The organism is Actinobacillus porcitonsillarum (assembly GCF_003101015.1).
Taxonomy (GTDB): domain Bacteria; phylum Pseudomonadota; class Gammaproteobacteria; order Enterobacterales; family Pasteurellaceae; genus Haemophilus_A; species Haemophilus_A porcitonsillarum.
On the sequence record NZ_CP029206.1, the window covers coordinates 1,458,618 to 1,484,249 of the forward strand.

Genomic DNA, 25,632 nt, shown 5'->3' on the forward strand with positions numbered 1-25,632 from the left:
TTATGAAAAAAGAACGTCAAAAAATTTTGCAGAAATGGTTGAGAAGCCAACAAAAAGTAGTCAAAAAGTATCTTTATCTTAACGTGTTGTTGGGAGCATTCAGCGCCCTTTTTGTGATCGCGCAAATGTGGCTGTTAGCTACCCTTCTCCATAAAATGATCATTGAACACCAATCGCCTTCCTTATTTTTAATGGAAATTAGTTTGCTATTTGGTTGTTTTTGTGCCAGAGCTTTACTGATTTGGTTGAGGGAGCGTGTCGGCTTTAAAGCTGGGCAAGTATTACGTATACATTTAAGGTCGCAGTTGATTCATAAGCTGTTAAGTGTAGGTTCGATTTCTATCCAACAAAAGCCGGCAGGAAGCTGGGCAACTTTAATGCTAGAGCAAGTAGAAAATTTACATAATTTTTATGCTCGTTATTTGCCTCAACAGTTTTTATCATTACTTGTTCCGCTGATTATTCTTTGTTTTGTTTTCCCGATTAACTGGGCAGCGGGGGTAATTCTTTTTGCAACATTGCCTTTATTACCTTTGTTTATGGCATTGGCAGGCATTAAAGCTGTGGAAGCGAACCAGAGAAATATTGGCGTACTATCTCGAATGAGTGGGCAATTTTTAGATAAGTTAAAAGGATTAGAGACGATTCGCTTATTTGGGCAATCAGATAAACAGCTTGAGCAAATTCATCAAAGCACAGAATCTTTCCGTATAAGCACAATGGATGTCTTAAAAATGGCATTTTTGTCCTCCGCAGTATTAGAATTTTTTACGGCAATTTCAATTGCCGTGATGGCGGTTTATTTTGGTTTTGCTTTCTTAGGCGAGTTGGATTTTGGTTATTACGGTACGGGAATTAGTTTATTTGTTGGATTTTTCTGCCTCATGTTAGCGCCTGAATTTTACCAACCACTCCGTGAATTAGGTGTCTATTATCATGATAAAGCAGCTGCGATTGGGGCAGCAGATGGCATAGAAGCCTTTTTAAATGAAGAAACGACAGAGGTTGAAAATTCGCAAAAAGCTATGAAAAATCAACCGCTTGTTGTGGAAGCAAAAGCATGCGTTGTGTTATCTGCACAAGGTAAACCTTTGACTCAATCCCTTAATTTTACGATCAATGCACATCAACACATTGCATTAGTTGGGCAAAGTGGCGCAGGGAAAAGCTCGTTAATGAATATGTTATTAGGTTTTTTACCTTATCAAGGTTCGGTGCTGATCAATGGAATTGAATTGCGAGAATTAGATCTTGCGCAATGGCGAGCAAAATTAGCTTGGGTAGGGCAGAATCCACAATTAGTAAAAGGCTCATTAAAAGAGAATATTTTATTAGGTAATCTAGATGCTTCGGAAGATGAACTAAAAGAAGCCTTAGCGCTTTCTAAATCGGACGAATTTGTTTATCGATTAGGGCTTGAATACCAAATTCAAGATGGTAATGCCGGGATCTCGGGTGGACAAGCGCAACGAATTGCTATTGCACGAGCATTATTAAGAGATTATGAGTTGTTGTTATTAGATGAACCAACAGCAAGTTTGGATATTCAATCCGAGCAGCAAGTTTTAAATGCATTACATCATTTAAGCCGAGAGCAAACAACATTGATGATTACGCACCGAGTCGAGGACTTGGAGCAATGTGATGAAATTTGGGTAATGAAGCAAGGACAGATTGTGCAAAAAGGCACTTTTGTTGAGTTGGGAATACAGGGCTTTTTTGCTGAATTATTAAATCAATAAAAAAACGGGAGATTTTTTCTCCCGTTTTTTATGGTTATTTAGTACCAAAAATTTTATCGCCAGCATCGCCTAATCCCGGTACGATATAGCCATGTTCATTTAAGTGGCTATCAATCGAGGCTGTATAAAGTTCAACATCAGGATGAGTAGCTTTTAATGCTTCAATCCCTTCAGGGGCTGCGACAAGAACGAGCACTTTAATGTTTTTGCAACCTGATGCTTTTAATAAATCAAGCGTGGCAATCATAGATCCGCCCGTAGCAAGCATTGGATCGACAACAATCGCTAAACGTTCTTCTACATCATTAGCCAGTTTTTTGAAGTAAGGCACCGGCTGTAATGTTTCTTCATCACGGTAAATACCGACAACACTGATTCTTGCACTTGGGATATGTTCTAAAACCCCATCCATCATCCCTAAACCAGCTCGTAAAATTGGCACAACAGTGACTTTTTTACCTTTAATACGATCAACTTCTACTTTACCGCACCAACCATCAATTTCAACTAACTCTGTTTCAAGATCTTTTGTTGCTTCGTAAGTTAATAGGCTACCGACTTCAGTGGCTAATTCACGGAAATCTTTGGTGCTGATGTCCGCAGCACGCATTAAGCCTAATTTATGACGTACAAGCGGGTGTTTTACTTCAACAATTTTCATGTTGGCTCCTTTATGATTTAGCTATTTAGTTTCTAATTTGGCAATTTCTTCATCACGTAATACTCGGCGAAGAATTTTACCTACATTGGTTTTTGGCAATTCATCTCTGAATTCAATATCTTTTGGAATTTTGTAGCCGGTTAAATACTGGCGACAATAATTACGCAGTTCTTCCCTTGTTAAGCTTTCATCTTTTTTCGTGACGAAAATTTTAATGGTTTCACCGGAAACAGGGTGAGGTACGCCAATTGCGACAACTTCATTGACTTTGGGATTGTGCGCAACGACATCTTCAATTTCATTTGGGTAAACATTAAAACCTGAAACGATGATCATATCTTTCTTACGATCAACGACACGCAAATTCAAGTCTTCGCCCATGACCACAATATCTCCTGTTGCCATCCAGCCATCTTTTAAAACATCGGCTGTATCTTTAGGGCGATTCCAATAGCCTCGCATGACTTGTGGACCTTTAACCCATAACTCACCACGCTCTCCTAATGCAACGTCATTCCCTTCATCATCAACGATACGAATATCCGTATTTGGAACCGGGACACCGATAGAACCATTGTGTTCCGTAGAATCCCAACGAGAGGCTGCAATGAGAGGGGAACACTCTGTCATACCATAGCCTTCGATAATATGGCTACCTGTTGCTTCATACCAACGTTGAGCGATTGCACTTTGAATAGAGGCGCCACCGCCAACACTTAGTTTTAGCGCGGAGAAATCCACTTCTTTTAGTTGGTCGTTATTTAATAATGCATTAAATAACGTGTTTACCCCGGTTAAGGCAACAAAACGATATTTTTTCAATTCTTTAATGAACCCCGGAATATCGCGTGGGTTCGTAATGAGCAAGCCCGTCATGCCGAGTTCAATAAAGAGAAGGCAGTTTACGGAAAGCGCAAATACATGGTATAGCGGGAGAGGGATAACCCCAATTTTCGATTTGCTATTTCGTAATAACGGTTCAGCAATCCATTTCGCTTGGAAGATATTTGCTACGATATTGGCGTGAGTGAGCATTGCGCCTTTAGCAACACCCGTTGTACCACCGGTATATTGTAAAAAAGCAAGATCATCACATTCAATATTAGGTCTTACATATTGGCGTTGTTTACCAATACTTAACGCTTCACGAAAACTCACTGCATGAGGGAGTTTGTATTTTGGCACTAATTTTTTAATATATTTAACAACAAAATTAACAAGCGTTCTTTTACCAAATGAGAGTTGATCTCCCATACGGGTTAAAATAACGTGCTCGACATTCGTATTAAAAACCACCTTCTCAAGCGTTGCGGCAAAATTAGAAACAATTACGATCGCTTTTGCACCACTATCATTTAATTGGTGTTCTAATTCTCGAGGCGTATAAAGTGGATTTACATTGACGACAACTAAGCCTGCACGTAAAGCACCAAATAAAGCAATGGGATATTGCAATAGATTTGGCATCATAAGGGCAATACGATCCCCTTTTTCTAAACGTAGCTCATTTTGTAAATATGCAGCAAAAGCACGGCTTCGTTCTTCTAATTTACGAAAGGTTAAAACTTGCCCCATATTGATATAAGCAGGAATATCAGGGTGGCGTTTAACGGCTGATTCAAACATCTCAACCAGCGATTCGTATTGTTTTACATTAATGGTTTTTTCAGCACCCGGTGGGTAGTTATCAAACCAGATCTTTTCCATATTATTCTCCGAGCCTATTTTCGCGGGCTTTTCCTAAGAAAATTGGCGTTAATTCGGTTAATTGCTGATGGGCAATAATTTTTTTTACCATAAGAAAGCTACAAGCGGTGAAAAAAATCATGCCGAATGCAAGCCATAATTCGTTTATTATAAATTGAGATAACACAAGGGCGGATAATATCAGTATCATAAGAGGGATACAATAAATCCAAAATACACTTTTTAATAAGGTCATTTCGGGGATACCTAATTGAACCATCTCGCCAGCACTTAAATCTTCATTAACTTTAATTTCTAATACTTGCACAAGTTTTTCTCCTGCTAATCCTGATAGCGCTTTACTTCCACAATTTTTTTGCGCAGCACAACCTCCACAGGCTTGTTTAGCGAAACATTGCACTTGAGCAATACCATCTTGATAAGAGAGCACCATAGCATTTTCTATAATCATTATTACTCCTAAAAAGTGATATTAAAGACAATTTTTTTTGCACTTTCGGTTGGAATATCACCGATAAGGACGATATTTTTATCTTCTACGGTATGACTAAAAATAGTCAAATTGCCTTGTTTAAAGAACTGTTCATTAAAACTAAGTTCTTCTGTGGGGAAGACATATACCGTAAAAGAGAATATACCATCACTATATAATTGGCTTTCTAACTTTGTTATTTTTTCTGTATCTGTAATAAAGCCTTGTTTTAATCCCTTAACTAAATAAAAACCACTAGGTAGCCAATTTAACTTCCAGTTTATGTCTTGTTTGATATTTTGCTCGCTCAGACTAGTATCAATAACAGGGGGTAATTTTAGTGATTCTAAATATGGTGTCACATAAAGAAGTTCATTACCCACATATTGGCTAATCACTTTAAATTGTTCTAATGTTTGTCCCTCATGATCTTGCATAATACTTTTCAGAAGAAGGGAATTTTCATCATCGATCCAAAGCGTATATTGATATCGGGAGTTATCGGAGGGCGTGATTTTCACGATATCCGCAATGCGATCAGCTATACGAGATTTTCCTAAAAGCGTAAATTGATAGTTTTTTAGTTTAGAAAAATCAGTATAAAGAATAGAAGGTAAGTTATCTAAAATATGAGAACTTTTGAGGCTAAAGGGTTTGAATGTTAGCCCTAAATAACTTACGGTATTGTCACGTAAAATAATTTCTTCTCGAGAATTGTCTAAACGCAGTAGTTGTGCAAACTCTTTATGTAGTTGTATTGTATGACGATATTGAAATGACTCGATGTCATTGTTTTGTTGCAAAATATAGCGTAGTTCATAATTGGTATTTTTATGTGCAGAAACCATATTTTGTAATAATTGAATAGGGGAAGTTGACGTTGCCCATGATACGGATGAAAAGCACCATAGCAAAGTTAAATAAAACGTATTTATTTTTTTCATTATTGTTTTATCTCCACTTTTTGTCTATTGGGGTATTCAAAATTAAAGCGGTACAAGTGTACCAAAAATTTACGAATATTTCGAAAATTTTTACCGCTTAATGTGTTATTTAATACCCAGTTGAGATAAAAGAAAGCCACCCATCTGAAAAAACAGAGAGTGGCTAAATAAATCAATATTTTGATTATTTTGAAGGTGCTTCCGAGTGAGTAGAAGAAGTTTGTGCTTTTACTTTCTCTGCTTCAGTTAATACTGTTGGATTACCAGTACTTGAACGTTTTTGTAGTTCATGATTTTGTAATAAAGCATCAATACGGCGCTGCTGTTGCTCTAATTTTTCTTCTGTCGCAAGATCTTTTGCCGGTGCGTTGTAGCTTACAGCTTGAACAGCATTGCTAAATGGTACGGTTTGTAATGCTGGTTCGGTTTGAGCAACTTCATTGTTGCTATTTACCATATTCACACCTAAAACAGCCACTAAGCAAACAGAGGCAGCAATGCCTGCTTGCATAATTGGGGTACTCCAACGTTTTAATTTCACGAGTAAACCACGCGGTTTTTCAGCTTGCTTGTCAAAAGATTCATTTTCAATTAATGCTTCCATTTTTGCTGAAAAATCTTGACCAAGTAGAATCTCTTCCCCTTGCATTACACTACGAATAGTGTGATAGTTTGCCCATTTTTGCTTTAATTCTGGGCTGTTCGCTAGGGTTTCTGCAAAACCCGACTCAGTTTTTTGCCCATCCATATAAGCTGATAGGGTTTCTTTTTGTTGCATAATTTACTCCAATTAACTTGAAAATAGGATACCTTTTGAAAATGGTAAAAGGTTTAAAATCTTAAATAATTAGTTAGCCTTGCATCAAAGGATTGATTTTTGCATCAATTGCTTCACGAGCCCTAAAAATACGAGAACGAACGGTTCCTACTGGGCAATTCATCACTTCGGCAATTTCTTCGTAACTCAGACCTTCAATTTCACGTAATGTAATTGCTGCTTTTAACTCTTCTGGTAAGTTTTCAATTGTTTCAAATACAATACGTTTTAATTCATTAGATAATACTAAGTTTTCGGGGGTATCAGCTTCTCTTAATTGAGTGCCGACATCATAACTCTCAGCATCTTCGGCTAAAATATCTTCCTTAGGTGGACGACGACCTAACGAAGTTAAATGATTCTTTGCAGTATTTACTGCAATACGATAAAGCCACGTATAAAAAGCGCTTTCACCACGGAAAGACTCTAAAGAACGATAAGCTTTAATAAATGACTCTTGCACAATATCAGGAATATCGTCGCGTGCGACATAACGAGTAAGCAATCCTGCCACTCTGTTTTGGTAGCGAACTACCAGTAAATTAAATGCTTTTTTATCACCTTGTTGTGCTTTTTCGACTAATTCTTGGTCGGTGATTTGTTCGCTCAATTTGCGGACTCCTAAATTTCAATTCTTTTTCTTCTTCATCGCACACTACATTAGAGTGTCATTTTTCCAGATAGTTCATAAAAAGATAAGAAATTTATTTTCTTTTTTCTTTTATTTGAAAAATCATCTTACTTTAATCAGTAAGACTCGGAATTCTACTTTAATTTTAAAAATATCCAAAGATATATCAGCGAAAAAGAAGCGGTTTTGTTATAATAAATGTATCTTTTCTTAATGAGAAAATTACCATGAAACCAACATTTAATGAAAATAGACCTCAGTTCCAAACATTGGAACGTAAACGAAATCAAACGAATACAAAAGAGAAAACATCACGTTCACAAGAAAAAGGCTATCGCGAAAAAAAATTAACGTTAAATCGCACAGAAACAATTTATCTGACCGAAGGGAAAAAAGCGAGCGGACAAGGTAGCGTGAAAATTCATGTCAAAGGTCATTCTTCTTTGCAAAAAGAGAAAAAAACAGGACCGCTTTCACCTAGAGCGCCTGAAAAAATTAAGAAGAACCGTGCAGAAGAGATGAAAGTTTATGGCGAAAACAGTTGTCTAGCCATATTCCAACAGCGACCAGAATCTATCGTGCGTTTATGGGCAACGGTTGAAGGGGCAAAAAAATTAGGGGATATGTTAAGTTACTTAGCTGAACATAAGAAAGCTTATCATGTTGTTTCTCGTGAAGAAATGGAGAAAGTAACAGGAACGGAGCATCATGGCGATGTTTGTTTGCTAGTAAAAAAATCACCAGTATTTTCTTTAGAGGGCTACTTACAAATTACTCGTGCGCGTGATTGTTTGGTATTACTTGATAATGTCAATAATGCTCAGAATGTCGGAGGGGTTATTCGCACCTGTGCATTCTATGGTGTAAAAGGGATTATTACGGAAAGTAGTGATCGCTTAAATTCGAGTGCAGCAGCCCGAGTGGCTGAAGGCGGATTAGAATTTGTCCATGCGTTAGAAACAAAACATAAACAAATTGCTTTACAGCAATTAAGAAATGCAGGTTATCAGATCATTCATTTAACACGCCAAAAGCAAGCCTCTACGCTGACTAAAATAGCACTTGCAGAGAAAGTTGTTTTTGTATTAAGTGAAATTGTTTCAAATGAAATTGAATTTAGCGAAGATGTTACCGTTCAGCTTTCGGTAGCAAATCCACTCTCGAGTAGCTTAAATGTTGCAGTTAATGCTGGAATATTGTTGAATCAGTGGTATCAAGAAAAGGTACTTTAATTATAAAAAATGCGGACATCATGTCCGCATTTTTGTTAAAACTAGGGTTATTTTAAGCCAGCATCCGCTCTTAATGCTTCCGCTTTATCCGTTTTTTCCCAAGGGAAATGCTCACGACCAAAGTGTCCGTAAGCGGCAGTCTCACGATAAATCGGACGGATTAAATCTAACATTTTGATTAAGCCGTATGGACGTAAATCGAAATGTTCACGCACTAAACGCACTAACACTTCATTGCTCACTTTACCAGTGCCAAAGGTTTCCACCATAATTGACGTTGGCTCGGCGATACCGATCGCATAAGAAAGCTGAATTTCACAACGATCTGCTAAACCTGCTGCGACAATATTTTTCGCTACATAACGTGCAGCATAGGCAGCTGAACGATCCACTTTTGATGGATCTTTACCAGAGAACGCACCGCCACCGTGACGCGCTGCACCGCCGTAGGTATCAACGATAATTTTACGGCCTGTTAAACCACAGTCGCCCATTGGACCACCGATCACAAAACGACCTGTCGGGTTGATAAAGTATTTGGTATTTTGGCTTAACCATTCGCTTGGCAATACCGGCTTGATGATCTCTTCCATCACACCTTCAAACACTGTCTTCTGATCAACGTGTTCTGCGTGTTGGGTTGAAAGCACCACAGCATCGATGCCTTTAATTTTGTTATCTTCGTAAATAAAGGTTAATTGGCTTTTTGCATCAGGGCGTAACCAATCTAATTTGCCTGATTTACGCACTTTTGCTTGTTGTTCCATTAGACGATGAGCGTAAGTGATTGGAGCCGGCATTAACACTTCCGTTTCATTTGTTGCGTAACCGAACATAATCCCTTGGTCGCCTGCACCTTGCTCTAATGGGTTAGCACGATCCACACCTTGATTGATGTCTGGCGATTGTTTGCCGATAGCATTTAATACCGCACAAGAGTGCGCATCAAAGCCCATATCTGAATGGGTATAACCGATGTCGCAAATCACTTGGCGAGTTAAGTTTTCAATATCCACCCAAGCAGAAGTGGTGATCTCACCGCCCACAAGTGCCATACCGGTTTTTACATAGGTTTCACACGCCACACGTGCTTTCGGGTCTTGTTTGAGAATTTCGTCTAATACTGCATCTGAGATTTGGTCTGCGATTTTATCCGGATGCCCTTCCGATACCGATTCTGATGTAAATAAATTGATAGCCATTTTATATCCTTTGATATTTGTTTTTTACTGAATAGGGAATAATACAAGCGGTCAATTTTGCTAATTTTTTGCAAAATTCAACCGCTTGTATTTACGTTGTTTAATAAACTAATTAGCCGTTTTTCCGTCTAGACGTCCATAATACATTTTTTGAACATTTAAGGCAAACTTTTTTTAATAAACCTTGTCTTATCGAAAAACGCCCTTATTATTTGTGAACTCAATAAAATTATAGGAAAAAACAGAATGCAATTTATTGGAAAAATTGTCGGTTTCTTTTTAGGTTATCAAATTTTTCATAGCTTTTTCGGCGCGCTTTTTGGTGCTTTTTTAGGACACCTTGCTGATAAAAAGCTCTACGAGCTAGGTAGTGTTCGTTCTACGATTTTTGGCAAAAATTTAACACGTCAATCTCTGTTTACTCAAACTACTTTTGCGGTATTAGGCCATATTGCCAAAGCAAAAGGGCGTGTAACTGAAGATGATATTCATCTTGCTCGTCAGCTAATGGCTCGCCTGAAATTAGACGCTGCAAATCAACAATTAGCCCAACAAGCCTTCACATTGGGTAAAGAATCTGATTTCCCACTTCGTCAAGTGATTCAAGAATTTAGAGAAGCCTGTGGACAGCGTGCGGATTTACTACGTTTTTTCGTGGAAGTACAAATGCAAGCCGCCGTACAAGATGGTGAATTAGATAGCAATGAACAGCAAATTTTGTTTACGATTGCTGAAACATTAGGTATGAGCCGTTTCCAATTTGAACGAATGATCGCAATGGTTATGGCGGCGCAACAATTCCGTTCGGGGAATTTTTATCAAGAGTACCATTATCAACAAAACGACTCTCAACAATCGCAACAAGGCTCTTATGGTGGATACCGCCAAGCTAACAGTGCGCCAAGTATTGAGGCGGCTTATAATGTATTGGGCGTGAGTGCTTCTGATGATCAGAACACGGTAAAACGGGCTTACCGCAAATTGATGAATGAACATCATCCAGACAAGCTCGCAGCCAAAGGCTTACCTGACGAGATGATGGAATTAGCTAAGGAAAAAGCTCAACAAATTCAAGCCGCCTATGATTTAATTTGTAAATATAAAGGTTGGAAATAACTCACTTTTGCAACGGATAACTCAGCGTTATCCGTTATTTTTTATGATGATGACACCTAAAGTAATTTTAGCCCCAATGCAGGGGGTATTAGATCCTTTTCTGCGTAAACTTTTGACTACGGTAAATGATTATGATCTCTGCATTTCAGAATTTGTACGCGTGGTTGATCAGAAACTCCCTCGCAAAACTTTTTACCGTCTTTGTCCGGAACTTTATCAAGCCGGCAAAACCGATTCAGGAACGCCTGTACGTGTGCAACTTTTAGGGCAGTACCCGCAGTGGTTGGCGGAAAATGCCGAGCTGGCGATTGAGTTAGGCTCACACGGTGTTGATCTAAATTGCGGTTGTCCGTCCAAAACGGTTAATGGCAGTAATGGCGGTGCTTCGCTCTTGAAAGATCCGGAGCTGATTTATCGAGCGACCCAAGCGATTCGCCAAGCCGTGCCGAAAGAGCAGGTGGTTTCGGTTAAGGTGCGTTTAGGTTGGGATTCTGCCGAGCAATGTTTTGAAATTGCTGATGCAGTGCAGCGGGGCGGCGCAAATGAAATTACCGTTCACGGGCGTACCAAAACCGATGGTTATCGTGCAGAACGGATAAACTGGCAAGCCATTGGCGATATTCAAAAAAGATTGAATATCCCAGTTATTGCCAATGGCGAAATATGGGATTTTGAATCTGCAAAAAAATGCCAAGAAATTACCGCTTGCCAAGCGTTAATGATTGGGCGAGGTGCATTAAATACACCGAATTTAAGCCGAGTAGTGAAATTTAATCAGCCAAAATTAGCGTGGCGTGAGGTGCTTAAATTGCTGTTCCAATATGTGAATATGGAAAATGAGCACGACTCCGGTTTTTATCACGTGGCACGCATTAAACAATGGTTGCATTATTTGGATAAAGAGTATCCGGAAGCAATTGCTTTATTCCAAATTCTAAAAACAGAACACGGCTATGCAGGCTTAAAAAGACATATTGAGCAAGCGGTCGAAAAAGGACAATAAAATGCAAAAACAGATTTTTAGTGAACAAGAGATTCAGCCTACTTCTTTTCAAGCAAAACAAGAGTTTACGGAAGAAGAAGTTGTCATTGAAGAGGATAATTTAGAGAGTGAGTATCAGTCTGCAACCGCAGAATTGATTATTGAAGAAAGTCTAAAACCTTCCCGATTTTGGGTTAGATTGTTGTTAGCGGCACTGGCATTATTTACCGTAGCAGTGATTGCTCAAAGTATTCAATGGTTATACGACAGTTTTCAAGCGCATCAATGGATCGATTTCGCTTTTGCTATTGTATTTTTCTTAGTCAGTCTAACAGGCGTTGGTGCAATTGTTAATGAATGGCGAAAGCTTGTCTTTTTACGTAAACATCAGCAGAATCAGCAACTTAGCCAACAATTTTGGCTAGAAGAATCGGCTTCAACAAGCGGTGAAAAAACGAAAGCATTTTGTAATCAGGTATTGGCAAATTTAGAGCATATTCCGAACATTGAGCAATATCAGCAACGTTGGCTTAATCAGTTAGAGGATGGCTACAATGGTAAAGAGGTGGCTTATTTGTTTAGTGAAAATGTATTATCGCCGCTTGATAAACAAGTCAAACAATTGATTTCAAAAAGTGCAACAGAGAATGCGATTATCGTGGCAGTAAGTCCTTTAGCACTAGTTGATGTTCTGATGGTTGCGTGGCGAAATATCGCATTAGTGAATAAAATCACGCGTATTTATGGCATGGAATTAGGCTACTTTAGCCGTCTAAAACTGTTTAAAATGGTTTTGACCAATATGGTTTTTGCTGGCGCGACAGAAATCGCCACCGATGTAGGTGCAGAATTTTTCTCACAGAACTTAACTGCAAAATTATCTTTAAGAGCAGCGCAAGGCATTGGCGTGGGGTTACTTACGGCAAGATTAGGGATTAAAGCCATGGAGTTTTGTCGCCCTCTGGCTTTCCAAAAGAATGAAAAACCGAAAATTGCACACCTTCGTCAAGAGATATTAGGAGCCGTGAAATCAACAATTTTTAGTAAATCAATGGAAACAGAAAAAATAAAATAATACAGTTAGAAAAGCTCACATATGTGAGCTTTTTTGTGATAGAGATCACAAATCTTAAAATAGGAATAATTATCATTTGATTTTATTGGGTATCTCTTTTTATAATTAGCGTTATTTCATAATTACGAGAAAGGATACATTATGCTTAAATCTTCAAAGACAGTTAATATACCTGTGTTTAAATATTCAGCTATTGCGCTTACTTTATTCACTTTAAATTCCCTATCTTCAGCACAACAGAATACAATGTCCTTAGATACGATTAATATTAGTGAAAATTTAGATAGTCGAACGAGCAATACTCCTAATATTATTAAAAAAAATGTGAAAAATATCCAAACAGAGCTTATCAGGGATACTCGCGATCTTGTTCGTTATGCTACGGATATCGGGATTAGTGATAATGGACAGCGATTAAAAGGATTTGCAATAAGAGGTGTAGAAGGTAATAGGGTCGGGATTAGTATAGATTCTGTTTCACTGCCTGATTCTGAAGAAAATTCTTTATATGCTCGCTATGGAAATTTTAATAATTCGCGTCTAGCTATTGATTCTGAATTAGTACGAAATATTGATATTGTAAGAGGCTCTGATTCTCTAAATTTTGGTAGTGGATCTTTAGGTGGGCATGTTAATTATCATACGCTAGAAGCTTATGATCTAATCGAAGAAAATAAGCATTTTGGTGGTTTATTTCGTTCAGGATATAGTAGTAAAAATCGTGAATGGACCAATACTGTTGGTTTAGCTTATGCCAATGAAGTCATTGATACAATATTTGTTTATTCTCAGCGTTATGGGCATGAAATGAAAAGTGCAGGAGGAAATACTCATGTACAAAGTGAAGGATATTATGATACTCCGAGAGATATTGCGCGAAGAGCTGAAATTGGAGCGGCTAGAATTACTCCAGATCCTTCAACACATAAAAATCATAGTTATTTAGCAAAATTAGGCTGGAACATTATACCAGGGCATCGTTTAGGTCTCTCTGTAAGTGGACAAAATAATAGTAATTATATTGATGAAAAATCATATTCATTAACAACTTATTGGAGAGAGGCTGATGATGAGCAAAAACGTTTAAATGCTAATGCTCATTACGAATTTGCACCAGAGTCTACTTTATTATCACTTATCCGAACAGATATAGATTATCAAAAAACAGAAAATTCAGCCTTAAATTATAAAGGGAGCTTTGATAGAACAGGTGGTAATTGGCGAGAAGGATTTTTGTATGAAAAAGGTGCTTTACAGAACAGGGATCACCGAAATAATAAAACGGAATTCTATCGAATTTCAACACGTTTAGATAGCCAGCCTTTGCAAATATTCGGAGCTGAACACTTATTGCGCTTAAGGGCTTTCGCCGCACGTAGGGATTTTGAAAATATCAATAATGATGAGATTATTGATATAGATGGGCGCGTGAAGGGGAAAGAAACTTATACGATTCAATATCCGATGAGAACTCAACTATATGGCGTAGATCTAAAAAATGATATCACTTTTAATGATATTTTTTCTGCTCATATAGGTTTTGGTTATCATTATGAGAAGGTAAAACCTCAGCATTTAAATCCTCAAGTCCCTTGTGGAAAAAGTAGCAATTTTGGTCGGTTATGCGCAAGTGTTGATATGCATGGGAAATCATTTAAAAATTGGAATGGGCTTCTAGGATTAGATGCTCATTTAGATCCTAATTGGATGATTGGGTACCAATGGAGTACGGGATATCGAACACCTACGGCATCAGAAATGTATTTTACATTTGAAAGTGCTTATGGGAATTGGGCTGCGAATCCCCACCTAGATTCAGAAAAAAGCTCTAACCATAGTATTTTTCTGCAAGGTAAGGGTAAATATGGTAGCTTGGATTTGACGCTTTATCAGACTCGTTATCGGGATTTTCTCTTTGAACAAGAAACATCGATTACTCGTAATGATCCAACTTGTGATTGGTATGCTGCATATTATACAGGGTGTACAGGAGAAAGAACGGATTATTATCAACAGATGGTTAATTTGGATAGAGCGCGTATTAATGGTATTGAAATAAAAGGTAATCTTGATCTTCATCAATTTATAGGATTTTCGAAAGGTTTTAAATTGCATGGGGCTTTGGGTTATAGTAAAGGTAAGTTATCCACATCAGATAGTTTACTTTCTATTCAACCATTAAAAGTAGTCGTAGGTCTAGATTATGAGCATCCAAGTGAGACATGGGGGATATTTTCTCGTTTAACATATCTAGGAAATAAAAAACCAAAAGATGCACAAGTCTCAGAACTTACAGAACGTTGCGTTCTATCTGAATTTGATTATTGGGTTGGGAATCAAGTGTGCAAAAAAACAGAAAGTTACTTAAAAACAGAGTCTTATCGTTGGTTAAATGCGAAAGCATTTATATTCGATTTGTTTGGTTATTATAAACCAACAAAAAATATTACTTTAAGGGCTGGTATTTATAATTTATTGAATCGTAAATATCATACTTGGGATAGTTTGCGAGGATTAAATCGTCGCGCGACTGTGAATAGTATTGATTGGGATAAAGGACAAGGATTAGAACGTTTTTATGCACCAGGGCGTAATTATTCTGCTTCAGTAGAAGTTCGTTTCTAATATTAATTGAGAATAGGCGGAGATAATACTCCGCCTTATTACTTTAATGATTATAGGTCATCAATTACGACATAAATTTTTGAAACAGGGCCATGAACCCCAACAACTTTAATCAATTCAATATCTGCCGTTGCACTTGGACCAGAAATGATATTGACACAAGATGGCATACGTTCGCCGGCTTGCGCTTTTTCGTGAAGAATTTGAGCTAATTGGGCTACACGTGGTAACACGGTACTTTTACGAACAACAACAATCGATTTTTCAGGTAGTAAGCTTGTTGAACGACCGTTATCTTTAGTTGCAAACAAGACGATACCACCTGATTCAGCTAAACCGTATTCGCCATAAACGATACCAATGTTAGCCACAGCGGATTTCGCAATGTTTTCTTCGCCTTTTGAGAAATCCCAAACATAGCTATCAAATTTTTCTGTTACGGCAGAAGTAATCCCTAAATTTTCAAGGCGAGCATCGTTGTTTAATACGATGCTGCTTCCACCATATTTTTCACAAACGTCGACAACAGCTTGGGCAACATCAGCCTCTTTGGTTTCAACAACATCAACTAAAAGTACTTTGGCAAAATTCATGAATTCATTGCAAAGTTCATTTTGCGATAGATGTGTTAAACGTGTCGTTGGATGGTCATTCACAGGTGCTTCCATCGGTGCAGGAACTAACTGACGAGGTCTTCCCATTTTTGCCGCAAGTTTATTTAAAAAATTTTCTCTATTTTCTAGGTTCATTTTTTTATTCCTTTATTATTCTCCACCAAGCAGTGGAGAATATGTTTAATTATTTACGGTTAGCAAACCACTCACGGAAGCTTTCGCCTTCAGGTGTTGGCAGATCACGTGCTTTTGTCCATTCGCTTAAAGCACCCATTTGAACAGGCGCTTTACCATTCTTGATAAATTTACCCATCAATTTAGCACCAACTTTCACGCCCATATTCCATACGGCAGGGTGTGAGTTGGCAAAGGTAAAGCCTTTAATCTCTAATTGTTCAAGTTTTGGTGTTAGCCCTTGATCGACCATTTTTTCACGATGTTTGAGAATCAGCTGAGCCAGTGGAATTTTTACCGGACATACACTATTACACGCATTACATAATGAACATGCATAAGGCAATTCTTTAAATTCCTCATAGCCACCTAATAATGGCGAAATAACTGCACCAATCGGACCCGGATAGATAGAGCCATAACCATGTCCACCAATTTGGCGGTACGCTGGGCAGGTATTCAAACAAGCACCACAACGGATACAACGTAAAACTTCTTGGAATTCGCTTTCTAAAATAGCAGAACGACCATTATCCACAATAACAAGATGGAAATCTTCAGGTCCATCAACTTCGCCTTCTAAACGAGGGCCCGTTAGCCAAGTATTGTAAGCGGTTAATTTTGCACCTACCGCACTACGACATAGCATAGTGATCAATACGTCCACTTCTTTAAATGTTGGGGCTAAACGTTCCATTCCCATCACAGCGATATGGGTTTTAGGCACTGTTGTTGCTAAACGTAAGTTACCTTCATTTGTGACCAAACAAACAGAACCGGTTTCAGGTACAGCAAAGTTACAGCCTGAAATACCGATATCTGCTTCTAAGAAGTCTTTACGCAATACTTGGCGAATAAAGGCGTTCATCTCTTCCGGTTGTTCAGAACCTTCATAGCCTAATACTTCGTGAAGTTCTTTACGGATACGATGACGATCTTTATGAATTGCCGGCACAACAATATGCGAAGGTTTATCGCCTACGATTTGTAAGAGATATTCCCCTAAATCGGTTTCAACCACTTTCATGCCTTCTGCTTCTAGCACGTGGTTCAAACCAATCTCTTCCGTTACCATGGATTTTGATTTCACGATGGTTTTGGCTTTTTTCTCAAGAGCAACTTTACGAATATAAGCGGTCGCTTCTTCGGCAGTTTCTGCAAAAAAGACGTGCCCACCGTTTTGTGTCACTTTTTCACTTAATTGGTAAAGATACGCATCTAAATTGGCTAAAACGTGGTTACGGAATTGTTTTGAAAGATCTCGCCATTCTTCCCAGTTGCCTAATTCATCAACCATTTTTTGGCGGTTAGCCCCGATAGTTTCTTGCGCCTTAACCACCGCTTTGCGCATAATTTCGTTGTGTACTTGTTGTTCTACACGTTGTTTAAAGGGGAGCGTGCTAGTTTGTAAATGAGACATATTAGGCTTCTCCTTCTTCTTGCATTAAAACTTCCGCAATATGCATAACTTTTACATTTTTACCTTCGCGGCTTAAGCGACCGCCAATGTTCATTAAGCAACTTACATCAGCCCCGACTAAATAATCCGGTTCTACTTCGCTAATATTTACGACTTTTTCCGTAACCATTTCACCAGAAATTTCAGCCATTTTGACCGAGAATGTTCCCCCGAAGCCACAACAGGTTTGTTGATTGTGAATTGGTAATAATTCTAAACCTTTTACATTTTGAAGAAGTGTAAGCGGTTCATTTACAACGCCTAATTTACGGGTAAGACTACAAGAAGGGTGATAAACCGCTTTACCGTTTAAACGTGCGCCTACATTAGTAATTTTAAGTACGTTCACAATAAAATCGGTTAAATCGTGAAATCTTGCCGCCACTTTTTCCGCACGTTTAGCCCATTCACTTTCGCCAAAACGGTTAAAGTATTCAGGGTAATTTTTAATTGCATATACACAAGAACCCGCTGGTGCAACGATAGGATAGTCATTAACCTCAAAGGTTTCGACAAGGCTTTTCATTCCTGCGAGTGCTTGTTTGGTGTAGCCACTGTTAATGGCAGGTTGGCCGCAGCAACCTTGTTTTTCAAGGAAAACAACATTACAGCCTAGTTTTTCAAGTAATAAAACACTGTTTTTTGCGACACCGGCTTTTACCACATCAGCAATACAGGTTACATAAAAATTTACATTCATTTGAGTGTTCCCACTTTTAAATAAGAATAAGAAAAAATCGTATTTATTTAGCCAGATAGAAGAAAAGGAAGTATTGGCTACTTCCTTTTTATTTAAGTGGTAAATGCTTGATTATATTTAACCGCTTGTATGGTCTATTTTACCATAGCTTAGGTTATTTGGATTTACCACTTTATTGTTACTATACGTTGAAGAACATTGGGATTATGGTTAATGCAACGATAGCTGCAATAATGCCATAAATCATCATTGGTACAACGGTTTTCTTGATAATCGCACCCTCTTGGTTTTGAATGTTCAACACAGAGTTTACCGCAACGATATTGTTGATACACACCATGTTACCCATTGCACCACCTACAGATTGTAATGCAAGAATCAATGAGGTTGATAAGCCGGTAATTTCCGCTGTTGATAATTGAACACTACCAAAAGTTAAGTTAGATACCGTGTTAGAACCTGAGAAGAACGCACCTACTGCACCTAAATAAGAAGCAAAGATTGTCCAATATTCGCCGGTTGCTTCTGCAAAGCTCTTACCAATGATTTTTACCATTGAACCGTCGCCACCTACTAACATTAAGTTTACCATGATTAACGCACCGATAAGGGCGATAAATGGGTTACGGACTTGTTTGAGGCTGGTTGCAAAAATATCTTTTACATTGCTTGCTGATACAGAGAACAGTGGAATTGCGATTAAAACGGTAACCACGAATGGAATTAACGCTGGTACATAAAGCAATTTATAACCGGCATTCATGCCTGTACCAAAAATATTTTTTAAGCTAAAGATTAGACCTTCACTGATTTCAAATTGACCTAATGAGCCTAATTGCGTTGATACCCAAGTTGTTGCGTTGTTCATCATTGCTTTAAATGGTAGCTGTTGTACACGAGTTACAATTAAGAACGCAATGAGTAAACCGGTTGGTAATAATGCTTTTGCAACTTCTTTGGTTGTAACAGAAGTATTGTCTAGGGTGTTTTCTACTTTTGCTAAACCTACGCCTTTGTTTGCCAAGAAAATAGAGACAAACATACCAATTGCACCACCCACTAATGACGGGAATTCATAGTTTACTTGAGCAAGTAAGAAGTAAGGTACAACGCAAGCGAAGATGCTTAAATAGATAAAGACGATATTTTGGCGAATTTCTTTCCAAGTAACAATGAAGCTTAGTGCCATTACCGGAATAACTAATGCTGCAAATGCGTGAATGGTTGCTGTCATTGAACCAATTTCAAGGATTTTATCTTCACCCAAATTTAATGGACCGAAACCGAACCAAGTTGGAGTACCTACCGCGCCGAAAGAAACCGGTACAGAGTTCATAATCAAGGCTAATACCGCCACTTTAATCGGGTTAAAACCTAAACCGACAAGAATAGGTGCCGCAATTGCTGCTGGTGTACCAAAACCACTCGCACCTTCAATCATAAAGGCAAATGCCCAACCGATGATCATCAACTGAGCAACCGGATTTGGGTTAATGTTACCCAACCATTTACGTAACGTATTTGTTACACCGGAAGTTTCTGAGAAACGGTTAAATAAAATCGCACCGAAGATAACAGTAATTGGCGTTAACACATCTACAACTGCAGAAGCAATTTTTGCGCTAATTACAGTAATGTCTGTTGCAAAGAATAATAAATGAATAATCAATACCACTGCTGCAATCCAAGGAAGAGCAACATAAGAAGGTAATGCATTGCGTTTTACCATTAAATAAATGAGTAAAACAATTGGAAAGATACTAAGAAAGAGAGCCATAGGGTTCACCATTAAAAATTAAAATCACTTCTTTGATAGCGAGAGCTAATCATCGCAAATTGTAAACAAGTTATTAAAGAAAGAAAGCATAATGTTAAAGAATTGTGATGTAGATCACGAAAAAATAAGTAAATTGTTTAAAAATTAAGTTAAGAAAATGTAACTTAATTATAAATAGGTAGGTGAATATAGCTCTATTATGAGTCTAATAACCAGCTTTGTTTAAGCCCACAATGTGGATTTGCTTCAACGGAAGAAGGGAATATCTTGACGGAAGAACAACAATGGGCGAAACTGGCATTTATTCGTGATATTGTTGAAGAAGTTTGGGGAAAATAACCCACTTTGCTTTAAGGCGCACAGTTTGTGCGTCTTTCCATTTTTAGAAAAGGTATGGAATGAATTTAACTCTCCCTCCACTCAGTTTATATATTCATATTCCTTGGTGCGTTCAAAAATGCCCCTATTGTGATTTCAACTCACACGCTCAAAAAGGTGTCATTCCCGAAAAGGAGTATATTCAGCACTTACTTGCAGATTTATCGCAAGATTTAACCGCTTACAAAACGGCAATTGGCGAAAGAAAAATCCATTCTATTTTTATTGGTGGCGGCACGCCAAGCCTTTTTTCCGCAGAGGGAATTCAATACCTATTAGCGGAAATTCAAAAAAGAATTGCTTTTGAAGATCAAATCGAAATCACATTAGAAGCAAACCCAGGAACGGCTGAAGCCGAGCGCTTTTTAGGTTATGTTCAAGGGGGGGTTAATCGTATTTCAATGGGAATTCAGAGTTTTGAACCGGAAAAATTGTTGAAATTAGGGCGAATTCACAACCGAGAAGAGGCGATACAAGCGGTCGAATTTGCTAAAAATGCCGCAAGTTTGGGGCTGCGGAGTTTTAATTTAGATTTGATGCACGGTTTGCCTAATCAATCGGTTTCGCAAGCACTCTCTGATTTAAAACAGGCAATAGCGCTAAATCCACCGCATCTTTCTTGGTACCAACTGACTATTGAACCTAACACTATGTTTTATTATCGCCAGCCAACCCTGCCGGACGATGATGAATTATGGGATATTTTTGAGCAAGGTCATCAGCTTTTAACTTCGGCTGGCTATGAACAGTATGAAACATCAGCCTATGCGAAAAAAGGTTACCAATGTCAGCATAATTTAAATTATTGGCGATTTGGTGATTATCTTGCCATTGGCTGTGGAGCGCACGGGAAAATCACGTATCCGACCGGCGAGATTTATCGTTTCAGCAAGACGAAGCACCCTAAAGGGTATATGCGAGGAGAGTACCGCTATTCTCAAGAACTAATTGCTTTAGAAGATCGTCCTTTTGAGTTCTTTATGAACCGTTTTCGCTTACTCGAAGCAACGCCTAAAACGGATTTTGAACAACTTACGGGGCTCACGCTTAAATCTATTGAGCCGATAATTGCTCAAGCAATTGAGAAAAATTACCTCACAGAAACGACACAGTACTGGCAAATTACGCAACACGGTAAACTCTTTCTTAATGAGTTATTAGAAGGGTTCTTGGTTTAAATTGCAAAAAAACATAAGAAAACGACCGCTTGTGTAGTAATATACAAGCGGTTGTTTTTATTTGAGAGATAAATATGAATACATTAAAAGCTGGCGATAAAGCTCCTCAATTTACCTTATTGGATCAACACGAAAATTCTGTTTCATTAAATCAGTTTACAGGAAAAAAAGTGCTGGTTTATTTTTATCCTAAAGCATTAACTCCAGGCTGTACAACACAGGCTTGTGGTTTGCGAGACAGCAAAAGTGAGCTGGATGAACTCAATGTGGTGGTATTAGGCATTAGCCCGGATTTACCGAAAAAGTTAGCTCAATTTGAAGAGAAAAAAGCATTAAATTTTACCCTTCTTTCTGATCCTGAACATCAAGTTGCAGAGGCTTTTGGCGTTTGGGGCGAAAAGAAATTTATGGGTAAAACCTATGATGGTATTCATCGTATCAGCTTTCTGATTAACGAAGCTGGTGTTATCGAAGCGGTATTCGACAAATTCAAAACATCGGAACATCATCAAATGGTGGTAGATTTTGTGAAGGGGCTAAAATAATGGCAAATAAAGCGATTTTTTTAGATCGTGATGGTACGATCAACATTGATCACGGCTATGTGCATAAAATTGATGATTTCCAGTTTATTGAAGGCGTAGGGAAAGCACTAAAACAGTTGCAAGACAAGGGCTATTTATTGGTTATTGTCACAAACCAATCAGGGATCGCCCGAGGCTATTTTTCTGAAGAGCAATTTCATCAATTAACGGAATGGATGGATTGGTCGCTTGATGAAGATTACGGTGTGGTATTAGATGGCATTTATTATTGCCCTCATCATCCGGAAGGGAAAGGCGAATATCGAGAAGTATGCGACTGCCGTAAGCCAAATGCGGGTATGTTTTTACAAGCGATCAAAGATTTAAATATTGATCCAGCAAAATCTTATATGGTGGGCGATAAATTAGAGGATTTGTTGGCGGCGGAAGCTGCCGGCGTGAAGACGAAAGTGTTAGTCCACACGGGTAAAGCCGTTACCGAAGAAGGAAAGGCAAAAGCAGATCTTGTGCTAGACAGCCTAGTGGATTTAGTGAGATATGTTAAATAGAGAGAACCATGAATTATAATGATAAATCGCTTTCTGCTTTAAAACTTGGGCAGAAAACCGAATATAAAAGTGAATATGATCCTAATTTATTACAGCCGGTACCTCGCAAATTAAATCGTGATGGATTAGGTATTACCGATGTTCAGCCATTTAATCAAGGGGCGGATATTTGGACTTGCTATGAACTTTCTTGGCTTAACCTTAATGGATTGCCACAAGTGGCGATTGCAGATGTTGCGGTGGATTTTCAAAGCGAAAATTTGATTGAGTCGAAAAGTTTTAAGCTCTATTTAAACAGCTTTAACCAAAGTAAATTCGACTCATTTGAGCAAGTCGAGCAAGTGTTAGTGCAAGATTTGAGCCGTTGTGCAAGCGGTCAAGTTTCTGTAAAAGTTCGCAAATTATCAGAATACACCCAACAGCCTATCGTAGATTTTGATGGCGAATGTATTGATGAACAAAATTTACAAATTGATAGCTATCAATTTTCAAATGAGCATTTAGCAGGAATTGCTGAGGGCGAAGTGGTTGATGAAACCTTAGTAAGTCATTTACTGAAATCGAACTGTTTGATTACCTCACAACCGGATTGGGGAAGTGTTCAAATTCATTATGTAGGCAAAAAATTAAATCGTGAAAAGTTATTGCGTTATCTCATTTCGTTCCGTGAACATAACGAATTCCACGAGCAATGTGTTGAGCGAATTTTTACTGATTTAATGCAGTTTGCTCAACCGGAGAAATTGACTGTTTATGCTCGTTATACTCGCCGAGGCGGTTTAGATATCAATCCGTTCCGTTCTAATTTTGAGCCTTTGCCGAAGAATTTAAGAATGGCTCGTCAATAAAAGCAGGCATCACAAATAAAAGAAAAGAGTTAATTTCGATTTGAAATTAACTCTTTTTTGTTTATATGAGGTTACTTATTTGAAAATCACATCATTTTTCGGATCATAATCTGACGCTTTTAATACTTTTTTCTCTTCAAAGAATTTTTTAAGCATTTCAGCATCAATGAAACCTGTGTTTACATAGGTTGGGTGATTTTTCATGATTGGGTATCCATCTCCACCGGCTGTTAAGTAATCAGGAATTGAGATTTTATAAGTTTTATTCATATCTAATGGCTGACCTCCAATTTTGACATCAGAGATCGTTTTTGCTGTGCGATCTACAACCATTGAGATATTCGCAAACTGAGGATAACCGCCAGTATCGGTTTCTTTTAAGGCTACTGTAGTTAAGAAATCAACTAACTCTTTACCTTTTAGATCTAAAGTTGAAATCATATTACCAAATGGCTGAACCGTTAAAATGTTTTTATAGGTAATTTCGCCTTCTGGTAAAGATGCTCGGATACCACCACCATTCATGATACCGATATCTGCTTTCACACGTTCCATTTGAGATTGTGCAATTAAGCGACCAAGGTTTGTCTGTACAAAGCGTACAGATTCACGTTTGCCGTCAAAGAAACCTTCTGTATTACCAACTTTAACGCCTAATGTTTTATCGCCTTCGTCTTGGTATTTTTTCAATTGAGCATAGAGTGCTTCGTCTGCTTTAATTTCATTTGCGTAAAGTTTGTATTCTTTTGTGCCATCTTCTTTTTTGATGGTTTGTTTTAAGTTAATTGGAATTAACTCATATTTAACCAAAGTGGTTTTTCCGTTTTTGAATTCAAAGTCAGCACGACCAACATATTTACCCCATTCGCCGGCTTGCATAATCCAAGAACCGTTTTGGAAATCTGGTTTACATGCCATTGTTGGTTTATATTTCTCAATAAATTGACCTTTCTCATCAAAACAAACGGTATCATGTGTATGACCGCCGACAATTAAATCAAATGCAGCCGGTTTTAGTGTACGAGCCATGGTGACATCTCCTGGTGCGTTTGTACCGTGTTTTGCGTCTAAGTACCAACCCATATGTGTTAAGGCAATACGTACATCAGGTTTTTCTTTTTTATTGATTTGTTTTAAGACTTTATTTGCGGTTTCAATTGGGTTTTTGAAAATAACATTTCCTGTTACATCCGGGTTACCTAGTTTTGCGGTATCTTCCGTTGTTAAACCTACAACAGCAAATTTCAAACCGCCACGTTCTAACGTGATGTATGGTGTAACAAGCGGTTTGTTTGTACGTTTGTTATAGACGTTAGCAGAAAGTAATGGGAATTTTGCCCATTTTTCTTGCATGTCTAAAATTTGTAATGGTACATCAAACTCATGGTTACCTAAGGTCATAGCATCGTAGCCAATCGCATTTAATCCTTCAATATCAGGACGCGCATTTTGCATATCTGATTCAGGTACACCGGTGTTAATATCGCCTGCATTTAAGACGATGACTGAACCGCCTTGTGCTTCAACTTCTTTACGAACTTGGTCAATGACCGTTTTTTGTGGCGCTAAACCATATTCACCTTTGTCATTATTCCAGAAATGACCGTGAATATCGTTCGTATGTAATACGGTAAAGTTGTAAGTTTTATCAGCTTGATATGCCATTGCTGACGTTGAAGCTGTTAATGCTAATGCAAGGAGTGTTTTTCTAAATTTCATAATGTACCTTTTGGTTGAAAGAAAAAATAACAAGGAGAAAAAGATTAGAAAAGTAAAATGAGTAGCCAAGTAATAACAAGGAGTACCATCGCCATAAATACGGCAGCGGAGCCAATATCTTTAGCTCTTCCTGAAAGCTCGTGATAATCAGAGCCAATGCGATCGACAACCGATTCAACCGCGCTATTAAGTAATTCAGCAATGAGAACTAAAAATACGCTACCGACTAAAAGGAGCTTTTCAATAACGCCATTGCCCAACCAAAATGCTAAAGGGATAAGAATAATAGAACACCAAATTTCTTGGCGGAAGGCAGCTTCGTGAATATATGCGGCTTTTAAGCCTTTTATGGAGTAACCAGCGGCTCGAATAATACGAGCAAAATCAGCTTTGTTTGCAGGTTTCATAGTGTTTAAAAAGAGTAGTGAATAAAACGGGCAGTATTTTAGCTTAAAGGGCGTAAGAACGGAAAGAATATGTGACTTA

The 25,632-nt window shown here is 38.1% G+C and carries 23 protein-coding genes and 1 pseudogene; 11 read left to right on the plus strand and 13 right to left on the minus strand.

What is annotated here, in order from left to right:
- Positions 1 to 2 precede the first annotated feature (2 nt).
- Positions 3 to 1,742: a heme ABC transporter permease/ATP-binding protein CydD gene (cydD, locus tag DDU33_RS07105; RefSeq protein WP_108924050.1), complete on the plus strand. Its 1,740-nt coding sequence runs from the start codon at positions 3 to 5 to the stop codon at positions 1,740 to 1,742.
- 34 nt (positions 1,743 to 1,776) lie between these two features.
- Here cydD and upp read toward each other — a convergent pair whose 3' ends face one another.
- From upp to rpoE, 6 genes are all read right to left on the minus strand, one after another.
- Positions 1,777 to 2,403 carry a uracil phosphoribosyltransferase gene (gene upp, locus DDU33_RS07110; protein ID WP_108924052.1) on the minus strand — a complete coding sequence of 209 codons (627 nt, stop codon included), beginning with the start codon at positions 2,401 to 2,403 and terminating at the stop codon, positions 1,777 to 1,779.
- 21 nt (positions 2,404 to 2,424) lie between these two features.
- On the minus strand, positions 2,425 to 4,110 hold the full coding sequence (fadD, locus tag DDU33_RS07115; RefSeq protein WP_108924054.1) for a long-chain-fatty-acid--CoA ligase FadD: 1,686 nt from the start codon (positions 4,108 to 4,110) through the stop codon (positions 2,425 to 2,427).
- Position 4,111: 1 nt separating this feature from the next.
- Positions 4,112 to 4,561 (minus strand): SoxR reducing system RseC family protein, encoded by a 450-nt coding sequence (locus DDU33_RS07120; protein WP_108924056.1) that lies wholly within the window; start codon positions 4,559 to 4,561, stop codon positions 4,112 to 4,114.
- Positions 4,562 to 4,569: 8 nt separating this feature from the next.
- Positions 4,570 to 5,526 carry a MucB/RseB C-terminal domain-containing protein gene (locus DDU33_RS07125; protein ID WP_108924058.1) on the minus strand — a complete coding sequence of 319 codons (957 nt, stop codon included), beginning with the start codon at positions 5,524 to 5,526 and terminating at the stop codon, positions 4,570 to 4,572.
- A gap of 184 nt (positions 5,527 to 5,710) precedes the next feature.
- On the minus strand, positions 5,711 to 6,304 hold the full coding sequence (locus tag DDU33_RS07130) for a sigma-E factor negative regulatory protein (RefSeq protein ID WP_005818518.1): 594 nt from the start codon (positions 6,302 to 6,304) through the stop codon (positions 5,711 to 5,713).
- A gap of 73 nt (positions 6,305 to 6,377) precedes the next feature.
- Positions 6,378 to 6,953, minus strand: coding sequence for an RNA polymerase sigma factor RpoE (gene rpoE / locus DDU33_RS07135; RefSeq protein WP_005818520.1), 576 nt, complete (start codon positions 6,951 to 6,953; stop codon positions 6,378 to 6,380).
- Between the two features lie 248 nt (positions 6,954 to 7,201).
- Here rpoE and DDU33_RS07140 point away from each other — a divergent pair, with 248 nt between their 5' ends.
- Positions 7,202 to 8,206, plus strand: coding sequence for a TrmH family RNA methyltransferase (locus DDU33_RS07140; protein WP_108924060.1), 1,005 nt, complete (start codon positions 7,202 to 7,204; stop codon positions 8,204 to 8,206).
- A gap of 47 nt (positions 8,207 to 8,253) precedes the next feature.
- Here DDU33_RS07140 and metK read toward each other — a convergent pair whose 3' ends face one another.
- Positions 8,254 to 9,408, minus strand: a complete 1,155-nt coding sequence (gene metK / locus DDU33_RS07145; protein WP_005818524.1) for a methionine adenosyltransferase — start codon at positions 9,406 to 9,408, stop codon at positions 8,254 to 8,256.
- Between the two features lie 246 nt (positions 9,409 to 9,654).
- Here metK and djlA point away from each other — a divergent pair, with 246 nt between their 5' ends.
- The 4 genes from djlA (at position 9,655) to DDU33_RS07165 (ending at position 15,206) form a co-directional block, all read left to right on the plus strand.
- Entirely contained in the window at positions 9,655 to 10,524 is an 870-nt protein-coding gene (gene djlA, locus DDU33_RS07150; RefSeq protein ID WP_108924062.1) for a co-chaperone DjlA, read from the plus strand.
- Positions 10,525 to 10,567: 43 nt separating this feature from the next.
- Positions 10,568 to 11,527, plus strand: coding sequence for a tRNA dihydrouridine(16) synthase DusC (gene dusC, locus DDU33_RS07155; RefSeq protein WP_005818528.1), 960 nt, complete (start codon positions 10,568 to 10,570; stop codon positions 11,525 to 11,527).
- A gap of 1 nt (position 11,528) precedes the next feature.
- Positions 11,529 to 12,581 carry a TIGR01620 family protein gene (locus DDU33_RS07160; RefSeq protein WP_108924064.1) on the plus strand — a complete coding sequence of 351 codons (1,053 nt, stop codon included), beginning with the start codon at positions 11,529 to 11,531 and terminating at the stop codon, positions 12,579 to 12,581.
- Between the two features lie 141 nt (positions 12,582 to 12,722).
- The gene (locus tag DDU33_RS07165) at positions 12,723 to 15,206 is read left to right on the plus strand and encodes a TonB-dependent hemoglobin/transferrin/lactoferrin family receptor (RefSeq protein ID WP_005818532.1); all 2,484 of its coding nucleotides are present in this window, start codon (positions 12,723 to 12,725) and stop codon (positions 15,204 to 15,206) included.
- 50 nt (positions 15,207 to 15,256) lie between these two features.
- Here the strand turns inward: DDU33_RS07165 and DDU33_RS07170 are convergent, their stop codons facing one another.
- The 4 genes from DDU33_RS07170 to DDU33_RS07185 all read right to left on the minus strand — a co-directional run bounded on the left by DDU33_RS07170 (position 15,257) and on the right by DDU33_RS07185 (position 19,930).
- Positions 15,257 to 15,955 carry a LutC/YkgG family protein gene (locus DDU33_RS07170; protein ID WP_005818534.1) on the minus strand — a complete coding sequence of 233 codons (699 nt, stop codon included), beginning with the start codon at positions 15,953 to 15,955 and terminating at the stop codon, positions 15,257 to 15,259.
- Between the two features lie 49 nt (positions 15,956 to 16,004).
- The gene (locus DDU33_RS07175; protein ID WP_108924066.1) at positions 16,005 to 17,414 is read right to left on the minus strand and encodes a LutB/LldF family L-lactate oxidation iron-sulfur protein; all 1,410 of its coding nucleotides are present in this window, start codon (positions 17,412 to 17,414) and stop codon (positions 16,005 to 16,007) included.
- Position 17,415: 1 nt separating this feature from the next.
- Positions 17,416 to 18,153, minus strand: a complete 738-nt coding sequence (locus DDU33_RS07180; RefSeq protein ID WP_108924068.1) for a (Fe-S)-binding protein — start codon at positions 18,151 to 18,153, stop codon at positions 17,416 to 17,418.
- A 181-nt stretch (positions 18,154 to 18,334) separates the two neighbouring features.
- Positions 18,335 to 19,930 carry a lactate permease LctP family transporter gene (locus DDU33_RS07185; protein ID WP_108924070.1) on the minus strand — a complete coding sequence of 532 codons (1,596 nt, stop codon included), beginning with the start codon at positions 19,928 to 19,930 and terminating at the stop codon, positions 18,335 to 18,337.
- A gap of 198 nt (positions 19,931 to 20,128) precedes the next feature.
- Here DDU33_RS07185 and DDU33_RS07190 point away from each other — a divergent pair.
- The 5 genes and pseudogenes from DDU33_RS07190 to queF form a co-directional block, all read left to right on the plus strand.
- Positions 20,129 to 20,269 (plus strand): annotated as a pseudogene (locus tag DDU33_RS07190) (5-methyltetrahydropteroyltriglutamate--homocysteine S-methyltransferase); the annotation flags it as partial.
- Between the two features lie 59 nt (positions 20,270 to 20,328).
- Positions 20,329 to 21,486, plus strand: a complete 1,158-nt coding sequence (hemW, locus tag DDU33_RS07195; RefSeq protein WP_108924072.1) for a radical SAM family heme chaperone HemW — start codon at positions 20,329 to 20,331, stop codon at positions 21,484 to 21,486.
- Positions 21,487 to 21,560: 74 nt separating this feature from the next.
- Positions 21,561 to 22,031 carry a thioredoxin-dependent thiol peroxidase gene (gene bcp / locus DDU33_RS07200; RefSeq protein WP_108924074.1) on the plus strand — a complete coding sequence of 157 codons (471 nt, stop codon included), beginning with the start codon at positions 21,561 to 21,563 and terminating at the stop codon, positions 22,029 to 22,031.
- Positions 22,031 to 22,579 carry a D-glycero-beta-D-manno-heptose 1,7-bisphosphate 7-phosphatase gene (gene gmhB, locus DDU33_RS07205; RefSeq protein WP_108924076.1) on the plus strand — a complete coding sequence of 183 codons (549 nt, stop codon included), beginning with the start codon at positions 22,031 to 22,033 and terminating at the stop codon, positions 22,577 to 22,579. The genes bcp and gmhB overlap by 1 nt, the downstream gene beginning before the upstream one ends.
- Positions 22,580 to 22,587: 8 nt before the next feature.
- Positions 22,588 to 23,427: an NADPH-dependent 7-cyano-7-deazaguanine reductase QueF gene (queF, locus tag DDU33_RS07210; RefSeq protein WP_108924078.1), complete on the plus strand. Its 840-nt coding sequence runs from the start codon at positions 22,588 to 22,590 to the stop codon at positions 23,425 to 23,427.
- Between the two features lie 75 nt (positions 23,428 to 23,502).
- On the opposite strand, the gene ushA is transcribed toward queF, so the two are convergent.
- Positions 23,503 to 25,146 carry a bifunctional UDP-sugar hydrolase/5'-nucleotidase UshA gene (ushA, locus tag DDU33_RS07215; RefSeq protein ID WP_005818549.1) on the minus strand — a complete coding sequence of 548 codons (1,644 nt, stop codon included), beginning with the start codon at positions 25,144 to 25,146 and terminating at the stop codon, positions 23,503 to 23,505.
- A 44-nt stretch (positions 25,147 to 25,190) separates the two neighbouring features.
- Positions 25,191 to 25,553, minus strand: coding sequence for a diacylglycerol kinase (locus DDU33_RS07220; RefSeq protein WP_108924080.1), 363 nt, complete (start codon positions 25,551 to 25,553; stop codon positions 25,191 to 25,193).
- Positions 25,554 to 25,632: the final 79 nt, after the last annotated feature.

Bases quoted from the DNA above. Each gene is read 5' to 3' on its own strand.
- cydD (WP_108924050.1), top strand. From the start codon at position 3: ATGAAAAAAGAACGTCAAAAAATTTTGCAGAAATGGTTGAGAAGCCAA.
- DDU33_RS07160 (WP_108924064.1), top strand. From the start codon at position 11,529: ATGCAAAAACAGATTTTTAGTGAACAAGAGATTCAGCCTACTTCTTTT.
- dusC (WP_005818528.1), top strand. From the start codon at position 10,568: ATGATGATGACACCTAAAGTAATTTTAGCCCCAATGCAGGGGGTATTA.
- bcp (WP_108924074.1), top strand. From the start codon at position 21,561: ATGAATACATTAAAAGCTGGCGATAAAGCTCCTCAATTTACCTTATTG.
- fadD (WP_108924054.1), bottom strand. From the start codon at position 4,110: ATGGAAAAGATCTGGTTTGATAACTACCCACCGGGTGCTGAAAAAACC.
- gmhB (WP_108924076.1), top strand. From the start codon at position 22,031: ATGGCAAATAAAGCGATTTTTTTAGATCGTGATGGTACGATCAACATT.
- DDU33_RS07170 (WP_005818534.1), bottom strand. From the start codon at position 15,955: ATGAACCTAGAAAATAGAGAAAATTTTTTAAATAAACTTGCGGCAAAA.
- djlA (WP_108924062.1), top strand. From the start codon at position 9,655: ATGCAATTTATTGGAAAAATTGTCGGTTTCTTTTTAGGTTATCAAATT.
- DDU33_RS07125 (WP_108924058.1), bottom strand. From the start codon at position 5,526: ATGAAAAAAATAAATACGTTTTATTTAACTTTGCTATGGTGCTTTTCA.
- DDU33_RS07140 (WP_108924060.1), top strand. From the start codon at position 7,202: ATGAAACCAACATTTAATGAAAATAGACCTCAGTTCCAAACATTGGAA.
- ushA (WP_005818549.1), bottom strand. From the start codon at position 25,146: ATGAAATTTAGAAAAACACTCCTTGCATTAGCATTAACAGCTTCAACG.
- DDU33_RS07130 (WP_005818518.1), bottom strand. From the start codon at position 6,304: ATGCAACAAAAAGAAACCCTATCAGCTTATATGGATGGGCAAAAAACT.
- DDU33_RS07165 (WP_005818532.1), top strand. From the start codon at position 12,723: ATGCTTAAATCTTCAAAGACAGTTAATATACCTGTGTTTAAATATTCA.
- hemW (WP_108924072.1), top strand. From the start codon at position 20,329: ATGAATTTAACTCTCCCTCCACTCAGTTTATATATTCATATTCCTTGG.
- upp (WP_108924052.1), bottom strand. From the start codon at position 2,403: ATGAAAATTGTTGAAGTAAAACACCCGCTTGTACGTCATAAATTAGGC.
- DDU33_RS07185 (WP_108924070.1), bottom strand. From the start codon at position 19,930: ATGGCTCTCTTTCTTAGTATCTTTCCAATTGTTTTACTCATTTATTTA.
- queF (WP_108924078.1), top strand. From the start codon at position 22,588: ATGAATTATAATGATAAATCGCTTTCTGCTTTAAAACTTGGGCAGAAA.
- DDU33_RS07180 (WP_108924068.1), bottom strand. From the start codon at position 18,153: ATGAATGTAAATTTTTATGTAACCTGTATTGCTGATGTGGTAAAAGCC.
- DDU33_RS07175 (WP_108924066.1), bottom strand. From the start codon at position 17,414: ATGTCTCATTTACAAACTAGCACGCTCCCCTTTAAACAACGTGTAGAA.
- metK (WP_005818524.1), bottom strand. From the start codon at position 9,408: ATGGCTATCAATTTATTTACATCAGAATCGGTATCGGAAGGGCATCCG.
- DDU33_RS07120 (WP_108924056.1), bottom strand. From the start codon at position 4,561: ATGATTATAGAAAATGCTATGGTGCTCTCTTATCAAGATGGTATTGCT.
- DDU33_RS07220 (WP_108924080.1), bottom strand. From the start codon at position 25,553: ATGAAACCTGCAAACAAAGCTGATTTTGCTCGTATTATTCGAGCCGCT.